The sequence below is a fragment of the Streptosporangium sp. NPDC050148 genome (genome assembly GCF_055586505.1).
Map to the genome: position 1 here is coordinate 1 of NZ_JBVJIA010000005.1, position 14,172 is coordinate 14,172.

The 14,172-nt window shown below is 70.1% G+C and carries 14 protein-coding genes and 1 rRNA gene; 5 read left to right on the forward strand and 10 right to left on the reverse strand.

Features of this window, described 5'->3' with window-relative positions:
- Window positions 1-74 (forward strand): 5S ribosomal RNA (rrf, locus tag ACZ6RT_RS06450); the annotation flags it as partial.
- 390 nt (window positions 75-464) lie between these two features.
- Here the strand turns inward: rrf and ACZ6RT_RS06455 are convergent.
- Window positions 465-902 carry a nuclear transport factor 2 family protein gene (locus ACZ6RT_RS06455; RefSeq protein ID WP_470152457.1) on the reverse strand — a complete coding sequence of 146 codons (438 nt, stop codon included), beginning with the start codon at window positions 900-902 and terminating at the stop codon, window positions 465-467.
- Window positions 903-1,132: 230 nt separating this feature from the next.
- Between ACZ6RT_RS06455 and ACZ6RT_RS06460 the strand changes: the two genes are divergently transcribed.
- Window positions 1,133-1,774, forward strand: a complete 642-nt coding sequence (locus tag ACZ6RT_RS06460; RefSeq protein WP_470152458.1) for a TetR/AcrR family transcriptional regulator — start codon at window positions 1,133-1,135, stop codon at window positions 1,772-1,774.
- Here the strand turns inward: ACZ6RT_RS06460 and ACZ6RT_RS06465 are convergent.
- A complete protein-coding gene (locus tag ACZ6RT_RS06465) occupies window positions 1,735-2,199 on the reverse strand; it encodes an Lrp/AsnC family transcriptional regulator (protein ID WP_344893570.1) in 465 nt (154 codons plus the stop codon). The two genes, ACZ6RT_RS06460 and ACZ6RT_RS06465, sit on opposite strands and share 40 nt — an antisense overlap.
- A gap of 132 nt (window positions 2,200-2,331) precedes the next feature.
- On the opposite strand from ACZ6RT_RS06465, the gene ACZ6RT_RS06470 reads away from it, so the two are divergent.
- Together ACZ6RT_RS06470 and ACZ6RT_RS06475 are read left to right on the forward strand one after the other, a co-directional pair.
- The gene (locus tag ACZ6RT_RS06470) at window positions 2,332-3,219 is read left to right on the forward strand and encodes a phenylalanine 4-monooxygenase (protein ID WP_470152459.1); all 888 of its coding nucleotides are present in this window, start codon (window positions 2,332-2,334) and stop codon (window positions 3,217-3,219) included.
- Between the two features lie 417 nt (window positions 3,220-3,636).
- Window positions 3,637-4,752, forward strand: coding sequence for a serine hydrolase (locus ACZ6RT_RS06475; protein ID WP_470152460.1), 1,116 nt, complete (start codon window positions 3,637-3,639; stop codon window positions 4,750-4,752).
- Window positions 4,753-4,997: 245 nt separating this feature from the next.
- Here the strand turns inward: ACZ6RT_RS06475 and ACZ6RT_RS06480 are convergent, their stop codons facing one another.
- From ACZ6RT_RS06480 to hisN, 6 genes are all read right to left on the reverse strand, one after another.
- A complete protein-coding gene (locus tag ACZ6RT_RS06480; protein WP_399186653.1) occupies window positions 4,998-5,717 on the reverse strand; it encodes a response regulator transcription factor in 720 nt (239 codons plus the stop codon).
- A gap of 17 nt (window positions 5,718-5,734) precedes the next feature.
- Complete coding sequence (gene pstB / locus ACZ6RT_RS06485; RefSeq protein ID WP_344893581.1) at window positions 5,735-6,547, reverse strand: phosphate ABC transporter ATP-binding protein PstB; 813 nt, start codon at window positions 6,545-6,547, stop codon at window positions 5,735-5,737.
- A gap of 44 nt (window positions 6,548-6,591) precedes the next feature.
- Entirely contained in the window at window positions 6,592-7,482 is an 891-nt protein-coding gene (gene pstA, locus ACZ6RT_RS06490) for a phosphate ABC transporter permease PstA (RefSeq protein ID WP_470152461.1), read from the reverse strand.
- On the reverse strand, window positions 7,482-8,423 hold the full coding sequence (pstC, locus tag ACZ6RT_RS06495; protein WP_470152462.1) for a phosphate ABC transporter permease subunit PstC: 942 nt from the start codon (window positions 8,421-8,423) through the stop codon (window positions 7,482-7,484). Before pstC ends, pstA begins: the two co-directional genes overlap by 1 nt.
- Window positions 8,423-9,433, reverse strand: coding sequence for a PstS family phosphate ABC transporter substrate-binding protein (locus ACZ6RT_RS06500; protein WP_470152463.1), 1,011 nt, complete (start codon window positions 9,431-9,433; stop codon window positions 8,423-8,425). The genes pstC and ACZ6RT_RS06500 overlap by 1 nt, the downstream gene beginning before the upstream one ends.
- Before the next feature lie 556 nt (window positions 9,434-9,989).
- The gene (hisN, locus tag ACZ6RT_RS06505) at window positions 9,990-10,793 is read right to left on the reverse strand and encodes a histidinol-phosphatase (RefSeq protein WP_399186649.1); all 804 of its coding nucleotides are present in this window, start codon (window positions 10,791-10,793) and stop codon (window positions 9,990-9,992) included.
- A 139-nt stretch (window positions 10,794-10,932) separates the two neighbouring features.
- Between hisN and ACZ6RT_RS06510 the strand changes: the two genes are divergently transcribed.
- Complete coding sequence (locus ACZ6RT_RS06510; protein WP_470152464.1) at window positions 10,933-11,388, forward strand: DUF4442 domain-containing protein; 456 nt, start codon at window positions 10,933-10,935, stop codon at window positions 11,386-11,388.
- 325 nt (window positions 11,389-11,713) lie between these two features.
- Here the strand turns inward: ACZ6RT_RS06510 and rsgA are convergent, their stop codons facing one another.
- Both rsgA and aroA read right to left on the reverse strand, forming a co-directional pair.
- The gene (gene rsgA / locus ACZ6RT_RS06515; RefSeq protein WP_399186679.1) at window positions 11,714-12,781 is read right to left on the reverse strand and encodes a ribosome small subunit-dependent GTPase A; all 1,068 of its coding nucleotides are present in this window, start codon (window positions 12,779-12,781) and stop codon (window positions 11,714-11,716) included.
- An 86-nt stretch (window positions 12,782-12,867) separates the two neighbouring features.
- Window positions 12,868-14,145, reverse strand: a complete 1,278-nt coding sequence (gene aroA / locus ACZ6RT_RS06520; protein WP_470152465.1) for a 3-phosphoshikimate 1-carboxyvinyltransferase — start codon at window positions 14,143-14,145, stop codon at window positions 12,868-12,870.
- Window positions 14,146-14,172: the final 27 nt, after the last annotated feature.

Here is a 14,172-nt window from a genome sequence, read left to right on the forward strand (position 1 = left end):
ACCCGGAAGTTAAGCTCTTCAGCGCCGATGGTACTGCACCGGGGACGGTGTGGGAGAGTAGGTCACCGCCGGACAATCTTTCGAAAGCCCCCACCATTGGTGGGGGCTTTCGTGTTTCCCGGGGTGCTTTCTTGCTTCCCGAGGGTTCTTTCCCGGGTGGTTCTTCTGGCCTTGGTGGGGTTGTTCTCCTGCGGGCCCCTGGCGTGCTCTCAGCCGTCATGTCTTCCGCTCGTCGACGGCAGCGAACGCACCAAGGGCACCGGCCGAATCGAAAGCAGGGATCGGCCGCCGGGAATCGCCCCACGATCCGGCCCCCACACGTCAGCCGATTCGCAGGGCCTCAGCCGATTGGCAGGGCCACCGGACTCGGCCGGCCGCGATCCGCCCTGGCGTCGATCGCAGGCACCGGGCCTACCGGCCTGTTGATTCGACGCCGATCCCGGATCGTCCACCGCGGCCGTTCGTCAGCCGTTCCTCAATCGTTCGGCGACCTCGGCCATCACCAGGGGGTTCTGGTACTCCCTCCACAGGACGATCTTGCCGTCTCGCGCCCTGAGGACGCCGATGAACGATGAGGAGGCCCGGTGCCCGGTGGCGACGACGGTACCCGTGAGCTCGTACTCGACAACGATCACTTCGGGGTCGGCGGTCTCGTGGATCACCACGTCGCGGATCTCCTCCAGCCTGTACTGCCGGGCGAACGCGGCCTGTTCGGGACCGGTGAAGCGACGGACCGCCTCCTGTCCCTCCAGCCGCCGGGGCGTGCCTTCAGTGGCGAAGGGAATCTCGATGACGGCGTCGTCGGCCAGCTCGTCCGCGATGCCACCGGTGTTCTCCGTCCAGTGACGTCGCATGCGGTCGAAGAGGTCGACGGGGCCGGGAACGAGAATGGATTCGGGCATTGTGGATCCTTTCGGGAACGACTACTAAGATGAGTGGAAACTCACTCTATGATCGTGAGTCAGTACTCACTTTGTCAACGTCGCGTCGTCGCACCAGGTGCCAACATCGCCTCGGCCTCGCCCGCAGCCGACGTCTTCCCGCGTCGGCGTCGCGCCGGCCTCGTGTCATCGGCCGTGCGGTGTCGCCCGGGTGCCGCCCCGGTGTCGCGTTCTGAAGCATCGTGGAGAGGATGGAGCCCATGACCCCGGCCAAGTCGTCATCGGACCGTACGGACGATTCCGGCGGCGCCAGGCCGCTGCGTGCGGACGCCCGGCGCAACCGAGAACGCATCATCGCGGTGGCCGAGGCCGTCTTCGCGGAGAAGGGGCCCTCGGCGTCGACCGAGGAGGTCGCCGCCCGCGCGGGGGTCGCCATCGGCACGGTCTTCAAGCACTTCCCGACCAAGCAGGCCCTGCTGCAGGCCATCATGAAGGGCCTGCTGGAGCGGCTGACCGAGGAGCTGTCCGCTCTCGCCGCCGGTTCCCGTCCCGGTGAGGAGTTGTTCGACTTCATCGCGGGCGTGGTCGAGCAGGCGGCGCACAAGAGGACCGTGGTCACCCTGCTGGCCGAGACCGGCGTCGATCTCCAGGTCGCGGGTTCGCTCCAGCTGCTGCGCGACGGGATCGAGACGCTCCTGCTCCGCGGTCAGAAGGCCGGGACCGTCCGGGAGGACGTCCGGCTCGACGAGGTGCTCGCCCTGCTCACCGGTCTCTGCCACGGAGCGCTTCACGCGGGCTGGGACGCCGACCTCCAGCGCCGTACGCTGGCCATCGTGTTCGGGGGGTTGCGGGGTCAGCCGGACGCGGCGCGCAGCAGAGGCTCGATCCGGTAGGGGACCTGGATCGAGAGGGCGATCGTGGTGTCGGTCCGCTGGACCGCGGGGGAGGCCAGGATGCGGGCGATGATCTCCTGAAGCTCGGGCGTGCCGCGCGCGACCACCCGGCAGAGCAGGTCGGCCTGGCCGCTGGTGCCGTACACCTCCAGGATCTCCGGTACGGACTCCAGGGCGCGTACGGCCTCGTTCAGCCGGCCCTGGGCGATCTGCAGCGAGACGAACGCCAGGATCGGGTACCCGGCGCCCTCGGGGGTGACCGTGGGGCCGAAGTCGGCGATGACGCCGCGGGCCGTGAGCTTCTCGACGCGGGCCTGCACGGTGCCGCGGGCCACGCCGAGCAGGCGGGCCAGCTCGGTCAGGCCGATGCGCGGGTGGGCTCGCATGGTGATCAGGAGGCGGCCGTCCAGCTCGTCTATCGACATGATTCCGAGGATCGCACCGGATTGGTCGATTCGACCAGTCCTCAGGGGGAGTCGCCGTACGTTCCTGAGCGGATCGCCCAGTGGAACTGGCCGCTCTTGTCAACGATTCGAGAAATTGCTGTCATTTCCTACATGTTCGAGGAAGCGCAGTATTTCGCACCGGTGGCGACCCGTGACGACGGCACGATCGAGGTCGAGCTCGGCACGGGTCATCCCGGTTTCGCGGACCCGGTCTACCGCGCTCGCCGCAACGCGATCGCCGCGCTCGCGGTGGGCTACGTACCGGGTACGCCGATCCCGACGGCCGAGTACACCGACCAGGAACACGAGGTGTGGGCCCTGGTCAGTCGTGAACTCGCCCTCAAACACCACAAGTACGCCACCACCGAGTACGTGAACGCGACGGAGCGGCTCAGGCTGCCGGCCGAGCGCATCCCGCAGCTGCAGGAGGTCGGGGACCTGCTGGAGCCGCTGACCGGGTTCCGGTACCTGCCGGCCGCCGGTCTGGTGCCGCTCAGGGACTTCTACGGGGTGCTGGCCGACGGCCTCTTCCATTCCACGCAGTACATCCGGCACCACTCCACGCCGCTGTACACGCCCGAGCCGGACGTGATCCACGAGGTGATCGGGCACGCCAACGCGCTCGCCTCCGACCGGTACTCCAGGCTCTACCGCCTGGCCGGGCAGGCCGCCCGCCGGGTGGAGGGCAAGGAGGCCCTGGAGTTCATCTCGAAGATCTTCTGGTTCACGCTGGAGTTCGGCGTGATGACGGACCAGGGCGAGCTGCGGGCGTACGGCGCGGGCATCCTGTCCTCCTACGGGGAGATCGAGGAGTTCCGCGGGATGGACATCCGTCCGCTGGACATCGCCGCCATGGGCACCACCCACTACGACATCACGAAATATCAGGATGTGCTGTTCAGGGCGGAGTCGCTGGAGCACCTCGAGGACGTCGTCGGAGGGTTCTGGGAGACCTGCGACGACGAGAGCATCGCGCGGCTGACCGCCGACGCCCGCTGAACGACGGGCTCGTCGCCCTGCCGGTGGCGGGCGGCCGGAGGTGACGCCACCCCGGCCGCCCGGCCGATCGACCGCGGATGGTGACGCCACCGCGGTCACCCGGCCGATCCCGGAGGATGACACCACCGCGGTCACCCGGCCGTTCACGGAGGATGACGCCACCGCGGTCGCCCGGCCGTTCACGGGAGGTGACGCCGCCGATGCTCGCCCGGCCGGTCGCCGGTGGCCGGCCCGGGGGCGACCGGGGTGAGATCGTCCCCCGGTTAATCGCCGCCGTTCCCTAAGGCCGGGCATCGATCCGGTCCGACATTTCCTGGCTCATGCCCTGATTGGGGCTAGGTTCCACTTCATCGTCTTCCTGTCACTCTCGGTTGGACATATCCCGATCGGGACGTCATGGGAGAGCGGTGGGATGTGATGACAAGAGCCGGTAGCCGGGTGGCCGGGGCCGTGATCCTGGTGACCATCGCGCAGATCAGCGGATGCGGGGTGCACCGGGACCCGTCGCCGGTGGGCCTGTCCTCGGTGACCCCGTCCTCCACGCCTCAGGCGGCACCGACGCCCCCGATGTCCACGGCGTCCCCGACCGGGCCGTTCCTGGCCGCGGACCCCCCGCCCACCTTCCCCGGGACCGCACCGCCGTCCGCTTCCGGCAGGGCGCCGGCCGCCGAGCCTCCGCGCTTCCACTCCGGGAGGCTGAGCCGCAGGCTGGACGCGTTCCTGGCGGCGTACGGGGGGCGGACCACCCTTTCGGTACGGGACCTGACCACGGGCCGGCACTACCGCTACCACCGGGCCCTGCGGCTGCCGACGGCCAGTGCGTCCAAGATCGGAATCCTGGCGGCGCTGCTGCTCGAGACGCGGTGGCGCGACCTCGACCGGCGTGCCAGGTCCGACGCGCGCAAGATGATCCGCTTCAGCGACAACGGCGCGGCCGACCGCCTGTACGAGCGGATCGGCCTGGAGAACGGGCTGGACGTGGCGAACCGCAGGCTCGGCCTCAGGCGGACCCACACGCCCGGCGGCCGGTGCGTGAACCTGTACTGCTGGGGCATCACGCAGACCACCGCCGAGGACCAGACCCGGCTGGTCAGGGCGCTGGCCACGGACAGGAGCCCGCTGGAACCCGCGACACGCCGCCGGGTGCTCGGGCTGATGGAGAGGGTCGCCCCCGACCAGAAGTGGGGGATCAGCGCGGGCGCGTGCGAGGGGGACCGCGTGGCGCTGAAGAACGGCTGGCTGCGGCATGTGGCGAACGGGCGCTGGGTGGTGGTCAGCGCCGGGCTGATCCGCGGGCACGGGCACGACTACGCGGTGGCCGTCCTCACCGGGGACAGCCTCAGCATGGGAACCGGCATCGCCAAGATCGAGGGTGCGGTCGAGCGCGTCATGGCCGCCTTCCGGGGCGGGCTCGGCTGCCGGGCGGTCGAGAGCGGCCGAAGTGGCGAGGGCGCCGAGGACGGCAAGGACGGCCAGGCTGGCGAGGGCCGCGAGGGCGGAGGGCGCAGCCGGTGGACCCGGCAGGGCCGGTGAGGCCGGTGAGGTCCGCAGGGCCGGCGCGGCCGACGAGGACTGAGCGGCCCGCGGAGCGGCCATGCCGGGCCCTTCGGGAAGACCCGCTTCCGGAACGTGCCCCCGCATCGCTCCGGAACCGCTCCGGGGCCATGCCGGGGCCACGCCGGGGTCCGTCCGGCTCGGGGGCGCGATGTCGTCGTCCCGCGAGCCGTGGGCCCCGGAGCCCGGTGGCGCGGCGTGGCGCGTCGTCCGCCGGTGTCCGGTCAGGAGGCCTTGGCCGTCAGGCGGTACCCCACTCCCCGGACGGTCTGGATCAGCCGGTCGTCGTTGTCGCCGAGGCGGGCGCGAAGGCGCTTGACGTGCACCGCGATGGTGTTGGTCGACGTGGTGTCGGTGGAGTGCCAGACGTGCCGCATGATCTGCTCCCGCGTCACCGTACGGTGGGCGTTGCGCATCAGGTAGTGCAGCAGCTCGAACTCACGCAGCGGCAGGTGGACGATCCGGCCGTCGACGCTCACCTGGTAGGCGTTCACGTCCAGCTCCACCCCGCCGACCACCAGGGTGCCGCGGGTGGCGGAGTCACCGCTGAACGCGGCGTGGATGAGCGGCAACAGCTCGGGCACCCGGTACGGGCGGGCGACGCACGCGGTGGCCCCGGCCGCCAGTGCCTGAACGGCCTGCTGGGCGTGGCCCTCGCCCACGCCCAGCAGAACGGGTACGGCTCTGGTGAGCCGTACCGCGCGGACGAACTCGACCGCGCCGATGACCGGCAGAGAGGCGCTGACGAGAACGACGTCGGGCCGGAACGCCCCGGCCTGCAACAGCGCCTGGGCGCCGTCGGTGACGGCCATGACCTTCACGCCTTCGCGTTCCAGGGTCTCTGCGAGGTCATGGGCCATGGCCGCTTCCGGATCGGCCACCAGCAGCATGGGCGCCGTCCGTGTGTCCTCGTCCACCTCGGGTGCCGTTTGCGGCTGGATCACCCGGATCCTCCAATGGGTTAGCCGAAGCGGCCGGTGATGTAGTCCTCGGTCCGCTTGTCGGTGGGGTTGGTGAAGATGCGGCTGGTCTCGTCGAACTCCACCAGCCGGCCGTGCCGTACCCCGGCCTCGTCCACCTCGGCCGTGAAGAACGCCGTGCGGTCCGAGACGCGGGCGGCCTGCTGCATGTTGTGCGTGACGATCACGATCGTGTAGTCGCGCGTCAGCTCCTGCATCAGGTCTTCGATCTTGGTGGTCGCGATCGGGTCCAGGGCCGAGCAGGGCTCGTCCATCAGGATCACGTCGGGCTTCACCGCGATCGCCCGCGCGATGCACAGACGCTGCTGCTGGCCTCCGGAGAGGGAGAGCGCGTTCTGCTTGATCTTGTCCTTGACCTCGTCCCAGAGCGCGGCCTTGGTCAGCGCGCCCTCGACGATGTCGTCCATGTTGCCCTTGACCCCGTTGACCCGGGGGCCGTAGGCGATGTTGTCGTAGATCGACTTGGGGAAGGGGTTCGGCTTCTGGAAGACCATGCCGATCCGGCGGCGGACCTCGATCGGGTCCACGTGGTCGCCGTACAGGTCCTCGTCGTGGTAGAGGATCTTGCCGGCCGCACGGGCTCCGGGGATGAGGTCGTTCATCCGGTTGAAGCAGCGCAGCACGGTGCTCTTGCCGCAGCCGGAGGGACCGATCATGGCGGTGATCTCGCGGTTGCCGATGGTCAGGTCGACCCCGCGCACCGCCTCGTAGTCGCCGTAGAAGACGCTGAGCCCGGAGACGGTGAAGACCGGGTCGAGGGCCTCGATGGTACGGGGGACTTCGGGTCCGCGCACGTTCACATTCGGCACGGAAATTCCAATCTCGGACATTTCTTTCCTCACCAGCGCTTCTGGTAGCGGTTACGGAGCCAGATGGCGACCGAGTTCATCAGGAGCAGGATCGCCAGCAGGATCACGATCGCCGCCGCGGCGAGGATGGCGAACTCCTCCTGGGGACGGCTGATGAAGCTGTAGATCTGCAACGGCAGGACGGAGAAGCTGCTCCACACGCCCTCCGGGTTGAACCGGACCAGTGTCGCGGCGCCCAGCATCAGGAACGGGGCGGCCTCGCCGATCGCCCGGGAGAGCGCCAGGATCGAGCCCGTCGCGATGCCGGGGATCGACGCGGGCAGCACCTGGCGGTAGATGGTCTGCCACTGGGTGGCGCCCAGCGCCAGCGAGCCCTCGCGGATCGACGGCGGCACCGCGCGGATGGCCTCGCGGGCGGAGATGATCACGATGGGCAGCACGAGCAGCGAGATGGTGACCGCGCCGGTCATCACGGTGAAGCCGAACTGCATCCAGCGGGCGATGATGCCCAGGCCGAGGATGCCGTAGACGATCGAGGGAACGGCCGCCAGGTTGGAGATGTTCAGCTCGATCAGCCGGTTGTACCACTTGGTCTTGTCGGCGTACTCCTCGAGGTAGATCGCCGCGAGGATGCCGGTGGGCAGGGCCATGACCGCGGTCAGGCCGATGATCCACAGGGTGCCGAGGATGCCGGACTGGATGCCCGCGGTCTCCGGGCGGCGGATCGAGGGCTGGTTCTCCCACAGGACCGAGTTCAGGCGCGGCCAGCCCTCCTCGACCACGTAGACGAGGAGCATGGCCAGGAACAGCAGCGCGATGGCCAGGCTGGCCATCAGCGCGATGCGGAAGAGGTGTTCCTTGAGCGGGCGTCCCTTGCTCGCCAGCTGCACGGCCGAGCGCGGGGTGGTGAGGATGGCCATCAGTCGTAGACCTCGCGATACTTCTGGACCATGCGGGCGCTGAGGTAGTTCATCGCGAACGTGATCACGAAGAGCAGGGACCCCACCGCGAAGATGGTCTTGTAGGCGATCGAACCGACCGAGGCGTCGCCGGAGCCGGCCTGAGCGATGAAGGCCGCCATGGTGGCCATCTCGTTGCCCGGGTAGAGCGTGAAGACGGACTTGAAGCCGCCGGCGATGGCCACGATCATCGTCTCGCCCGCGGCCCGGGAGATCGCCAGGATGATGGCGGCGACGATGCCGGAGAACGCGGCGGGGACCACGACGCGCACCGAGGTGAGCATCTTGGAGGCGCCGAGGGCGTACGAGCCCTCGCGCAGGCCGTTCGGGACCGCCGCCATCGCGTCCTCCGACAGGGACGCGACGATCGGGATGATCATGACGCCGACGAGGAGGCCCGCGGCGAGCGCGTTCTTGCCGTCCAGGTTCAGGAAGGGGAAGACGTCCCTCAGCAGCGGGGTGACGAAGGTCAGGGCGAAGAAGCCGAAGACCACCGTGGGAACGCCCGCGAGGACCTCCAGCACCGGCTTGAAGATCTTACGGGTCCTGGTGGAGGCGTACTCCGACAGGTAGATCGCGGCGGCCAGGCCGAGCGGCACGGCGACCACCATGGCGATGAGGGTGATCTCCAGCGTCGCGACCAGAAGCGGCCATACGCCGAACGACGGCGGGTTGAACAGCGGCCCCCAGTTGGTCGAGCCGAAGAACTCGCCCAGGCTCACCGAGGCGAAGAACTCGATGGTCGGTTCGAGGAGCGCGATGACGATGCCGACGGTGGTCGCCACCGACACCATGGCCGCCGCCAGCAGGATGACCTTGATGGCGGACTCGCCGTAACGCGGGCGCGACCGCGCCAGGGACCCCGGGGTCCCTGGAACGGTCGTGCGGTGCTGTGCCGACATCAGCCGGCGCTCTTCAGCGAGGTGATGTCAGCCTTGAGCTTGGCCTCCTGCTCGGGGTTGAGCGGGATGTACTTCGCGTCCTTGACGATCGCGTTGATGTTGCCGGCGTAGAAGTCGAGGAAGGCCGCGACCTCGGGCCGCTTCGCCGCGGCGGTGGAGGGGTAGAGGAACAACGGGCGGGCGAGCGGGGTGTACGTGCCGCCCTGCGCGCTCTCCACGCTCGGGGCCACGCAGCCCTCGCCGGAGTCGATCTCCACGGCCTTGAGCTTGTCGGCGTTCTCCTCGAAGTAGGTGAAGCCGAAGTAGCCCAGGCCGCCCTTGGCGCCCGCGACACCGGTGACGATGTCGTTGTCGTTCTCGCTCGGGCTGTAGTCCTTGCGGCTGGCACCCTCTTCACCGTTGATCTCGTCGGTGAAGTAGTCGAAGGTGCCGGAGTCGGTGCCGGGACCGTAGAGCTTCAGCTCCTCGGCCGGGAACTTGGCGTCGACGTCCTTCCAGGTCTTGACCTTGCCCTCGGCCGCAGGCTCCCACATCTTCTTGAGCTGGTCGGTGGTGAGGCAGGTGGCCCAGGTGTTCTCCTTGGGGACCACGACGGTCAGCGCGTCGACGGCCACCGTGAGCTCGGTGAACTTGATGCCCTTGGCGTCACAGGCCGCCTTCTCCTCGTCCTTGATCGCACGGGAGGCGTTGGAGATGTCGGTCTCGCCGGCGCAGAACCTCTCGAAGCCGCCGCCGGTGCCCGAGGTGCCGACCGGCACCTTGACCTGGGGCTGCTCCTCGTTGAAGAGCTCGGAGGCCGCCTGGGTGAGGGGGGCCACGGTGCTGGAGCCGTCGACCTTGATCTCGCCGCTCAGCTTCGCGCCGCCCTCGCCGGCGGCGGCAGAGGGCGCGTTCGCGGCGGTGGTACTGCCGTCACTGCTGGGCTTGGCGTCGCCACCGCAGGCGCCCGCGAGCGAGACGACGAGCGCGGCCGTCGCCACCGCGCTGAGGCGGCGCTGTGCACTGGTCACGGTATGTTCCTTCTCCGTAGTGAGATCTGTTCTCGATGACTCCGATGAAACCGGGGCAAAGTGAACGGAGATGAAACGAGCCATGACCGGGGCCGGAAGAGGTGAGCCCGCAGGTGTGAATATCGGGGCTTGGCCCAGGGCATGACACCGGTTTCCGGACCGCGGTGGACGTTCAAGGGGTCGTGACGGCTCCATGGTCCGGACGTGGTGCGCGCGGTGGCCGGGAGTGGCCCGGTGGGTGGATCCGGGCTGGTCGGGACGGATGAGGGCCGTGGCGCGGAGCCGGGACCCCGGGTGGGGGGCGCGGATGCCCCGCGAAAGGGCGGGAGGGCGGTCCGACGGGCCGGTCCCGGTACCGGGGACTTCGGCAGCCGGTCACGTCCGGTGCACCGATCCGTTCACCTTCCGGACATCCTGGTGAGCGGGCGGGGTAGGGCTCGGAGCCGTCGCGTACGGGCGGCGGGCTCCGCAGAGGGGGCGGGCGAGAGCCGGCGACGGACCGTCCGGAAGGGGGCGGGACGGTGACGGTGACGGTGACGGACCGCCCCGGTGGACGTCAGACGGGAAGGGTCAGCGGCCCGGAACCGAGGCGTTCGAGCACGCTGCCGTGCAGGGGGCCGTTGCTGCACAGCAGGCTGCCGCCGTCGATGTCGGGGACGCCCGACAGGTCGGTCCAGATGCCGCCCGCCTCCTCGACGATCACGGTCAGGGCCGCGATGTCCCAGGCGGAGAGCTCGGGCTCGGCCGAGACGTCGACCGCGCCCTCGGCGACGAGCATGTGCGACCAGAAGTCCCCGTAGGCGCGGCTGCGCCAGACGGAACGGTTCAGGTCGAGGAACGCGTCGAGCTTTCCGGCCTCCTCCCAGCCGCCCAGGCTGGAGTAGGAGAACGAGGCGTCCTGCAGGGAGGTGACCGAGGAGACCTGGCAGCGGGTGGCCTTGGTCAGGCTCCTGCCGGTCCAGGCGCCGCTGTCGCGGGCGGCCCACCAGCGGCGGCCCAGGGCGGGGGCCGAGACCAGGCCGACGACGACGCGTCCCTGGTCGAGCAGGGCGATGAGGGTGGCCCAGACGGGCACCCCGCGCACGTAGTTCTTGGTGCCGTCGATCGGGTCGATGATCCAGGAGCGCTCGCCGCGGCCGCTCTCGCCGAACTCCTCGCCGATGACGGCGTCGCGCGGACGGGCCCGGGAGAGGGTGTTGCGGATCGCCTTCTCGGCCGCCTGGTCGGCGTCGCTCACCGGGGTGAGGTCGGGTTTCGTCTCCACCCGCAGGTCCATGGCCTTGAACCTGCGCATGGTCAGATCGTCGGCGGCGTCGGCCATGACGTGCGCCAGGCGAAGATCGTCGTTGTAACCCGTCACGGGGGGAACGCTACCGTGTCACCGGCCGTACGGAGGAGAGCGGAGCAAGGGGAACAATCGTGTCGCGCCCCACCAGGCACTGGAATAGCGCGTAAATCATCCGTCGACGGTTAAGTTACCAACCAGTAGCATTCTCGTCATGACCTTCGATGTGGGTGACCTCATGCTGCAGAGCGTCCCGTTCGCCAGGACGCTGGACGTCTCGTTCGACACGGTGGAACCGGGTCGTGCCGTCGCCCGGATGCCCGACCGGGCCGACCTGCACAACCACGTGGGCGGCCCGCACGCCGGGGTCCTCTTCAGCGTCGCCGAGGTCGCCTCGGGCGCCACCATGATCTCGGTCTTCGGCGACCAGCTGTCGCGGGTCACCCCGCTGGTGACGAACGCGACGATCCGCTACCTCAAGCTCGCCAAGGGCGAGATCGTAGCCGAGGCCCGCCTCCAGGCATCCAAGGAGGAGGTCGTGGCCAAACTGGACGCGGGGGAGCGCCCCGAGTTCGACGTGCTGATCGAGATCAGGACCGCCGACGGCACCGTGGTATCCGAGATGACGGTCACGTGGACGTTTAAATTGCGACGCTGCGCGTCGCGGTGAGTTGTGTTCGTTGCGACGCTGCGCGTCGCGGTGAGTTGTGTTCGTTGCGACGCTGCGCGTCGCGGTGAGTCCGCTCGGATCCGGCGCTGACACATGGCGACGCTGACGCGTCGCGGTGAGTCCGCTCGGATCCGGCTCCTTCCCTCGTCGGGCGTGGTCGCTCGTTCCTCACGATCACGCCCTCCTCGGTCCAGTCGCCGGCGCGGACTCACGGGGGTCCCGAAGGGATGCTCATGAGGCTGTGTCGGCGACATGGCGTGGTGCGGTTCGGGAGCTCTCGGGAGGACGAGTCGCCGAGGGGCAGAGGGCGGGGCGCGTCCAGGGGTCAGGGGTCCTGAGGGTGGTCCTCTTCCGGGGCGCCTTCCCGGCTGGCGAGGAGGCGGCGCAGGGAGGCGAGCCGGGCCGGGTCGGCGTGGCCCGCCGCGACCCAGGCGTCCAGGGCGCACTCGTCGGAGAGGTGGTTGCAGCCCTTGGGGCACTGGACGGTGCCCTCGATCAGGTCGGGGAAGCCCGCCAGCACCGTCTCCACCGAGACGTGGGCCAGTCCGAAGCTGCGAACGCCGGGGGTGTCGATGATCCAGCCGCCCTCCGGCAGCTCCAGGGCGACCGCCGAGGTGGAGGTGTGGCGGCCCCGGCCGGTGACCGCGTTCACGTGGGAGACGGCCCGGTTGGCGTCCGGGACCAGGGCGTTGACCAGCGTCGACTTGCCCACGCCCGAATGGCCGACGAGCACGCTGATGCGGCCCTTCAGGCGCGTCCGTACCTCGTCGAGGCCACCGCCCTTCTGGACCACCACGTACGGCACCCCGAGGGGGGCGTAGAGCGCGACCAGTTCCTCGGGTGAGGCGAGGTCGGACTTGGTGAGGCAGAGCAGCGACTCGATGTCGGCGTCGAAGGCCGCGACCAGCATCCGGTCGATCATCCGGGGCCGGGGCGGCGGGTCGGCCAGGGCCGTCACGATGACCAGCTGGTCGGCGTTGGCGACCACGGGACGCTCGATGCCGTCGGTGTTGTCGGTGTCGTCCGCGGAGCGGCGGAGCATGGAGACGCGGGGCTCGACGCGTACGACGCGGGCCAGCGTGTTCTCCATGCCGGAGACGTCGCCCACCAGGGCGACCCGGTCACCGACCACGATCCCCTTGCGGCCCAGCTCGCGTGCCTTCATGGCGACCACGACCCGGCCGCTCATCGCGGCGCCCTCGGCGTGGTCCTTCTTGCGGCGGCGTCCCTTCTCGCCCGCCGACTCGACCAGGCACGTGTAGCGCCCGCGGTCCACGGCGACCACGAAGGCGGGGACCGCGTCCTCGTGGGCAGGGCGGATCCGGGTCCGGGGCCGAGATCCCTTGCCCGGCCTGACCCTGACGTCGTCCTCGTCGTACTCGCGCTTTCTCAGCTTCTCCGCCTCGTCCGGCCCGGTGCCGCCCCCGCGGGGGCGGTGCTACCGGGCGCCTCCAGGGCCTGCCGGCCGTCGCTCGCCCTTCACCGCGCGCCGCGCAGCATGTCCGCCCACATGGAGGCGAACTCGGGCAGGGTCTTACCCGTGGTGGCGATGTCCTCCACCTCGACGCCGGGCACGGCCAGGCCGATCACCGCTCCGGCGGTGGCCATCCGGTGGTCGGCGTAGGAGTGGAACACCCCGCCGGACAGGGGGCGGGGCCGGATCTCCAGGCCGTCCTCGGTCTCGTTCGCGTCGCCTCCCAGGCCGTTGATCTCGGCCACCAGGGCGGCCAGCCGGTCGGTCTCGTGCCCGCGGATGTGGGCGACGCCGCCGATCCTGCTGGGGGAGTCGGCCAGTGCGGCCAGCGCGGCGATCGTCGGGGTCAGCTCCGCGACGTCCCGCAGGTCCGCCTCGATGCCGCCGATCCGCCCGGTGCCGGTGACCGCCAGCCCGTCGGGCGTGTGCTCCACGGAGGCGCCCATGTCCGCCAGCAGCGTGCGCAGCTGATCGCCCGGCTGGGTCGTGTGAGCGGGCCAGCCCGGGACGGTGACCGTGCCGCCCGTCACCATGGCGGCGCACAGGAACGGTGCCGCGTTGGACAGGTCCGGCTCCACCGTGAAGTCCCTGGCACCGATGGGACCGGGCTCGACGCGCCAGACGTCGGGCTCGGAGTCGTCCACCACGACGCCGAACTCGCGCAGCATCTGGACCGTCATCCGGATGTGCGGCTGCGAGGGGATCGGCGGGCCGTCGTGGCGTACCGTCACGCCCTTGGCGAAGCGCGCGGCGGTCAGCAGCAGGCCCGAGAGGAACTGCGAGGAGCCCGACGCGTCCAGCCGGACCTCGCCACCGGTCAGCGGGCCCCTGATCGTGAACGGCAGCGCGTCGCCGTTCACCTCGGCGCCCAGGGCGCGCAGCGCGTGCAGGATCGGCCCCATCGGGCGCCTGCGGGCGTGCGGGTCGCCGTCGAAGAACACCTCGTCCGCCGCCAGCGCCGCCATGGACGGCACGAAGCGCATGACCGTACCGGCCAGGCCCACGTCGATACGGGCACCGCCGGTGACCGGACCCGGCGTGATCGCCCAGTCGACGGCGGAGGCGCTCTCGTCGGAGGGGACCATGGTCGCCCCCAGCGCGCGCAGCGCGTTCACCATCAGGTCGGCGTCACGGCTGCGCAGCGCGCGCCGTACCGTGCCGGGGCCCTCGGCCAGCGCGGCGAGCAGCAGCGCGCGGTTGGTCACGGACTTCGACCCGGGCAGGGCGACGGTCGCGCGGACGGGTTCGGTCGCGGTCGGGGCGGGCCACAGCGGAGCGGACATGGTCAAAAGCCTACCGGGACCCGGTGG

Coding starts and splice junctions, on each gene's coding strand:
- ACZ6RT_RS06455 (WP_470152457.1), bottom strand. CDS start 902: ATGCCCGAATCCATTCTCGTTCCCGGCCCCGTCGACCTCTTCGACCGC.
- ACZ6RT_RS06460 (WP_470152458.1), top strand. CDS start 1,133: ATGGAGCCCATGACCCCGGCCAAGTCGTCATCGGACCGTACGGACGAT.
- ACZ6RT_RS06465 (WP_344893570.1), bottom strand. CDS start 2,199: ATGTCGATAGACGAGCTGGACGGCCGCCTCCTGATCACCATGCGAGCC.
- ACZ6RT_RS06470 (WP_470152459.1), top strand. CDS start 2,332: ATGTTCGAGGAAGCGCAGTATTTCGCACCGGTGGCGACCCGTGACGAC.
- ACZ6RT_RS06475 (WP_470152460.1), top strand. CDS start 3,637: ATGACAAGAGCCGGTAGCCGGGTGGCCGGGGCCGTGATCCTGGTGACC.
- pstA (WP_470152461.1), bottom strand. CDS start 7,482: ATGGCCATCCTCACCACCCCGCGCTCGGCCGTGCAGCTGGCGAGCAAG.
- pstC (WP_470152462.1), bottom strand. CDS start 8,423: ATGTCGGCACAGCACCGCACGACCGTTCCAGGGACCCCGGGGTCCCTG.
- ACZ6RT_RS06510 (WP_470152464.1), top strand. CDS start 10,933: ATGACCTTCGATGTGGGTGACCTCATGCTGCAGAGCGTCCCGTTCGCC.
- aroA (WP_470152465.1), bottom strand. CDS start 14,145: ATGTCCGCTCCGCTGTGGCCCGCCCCGACCGCGACCGAACCCGTCCGC.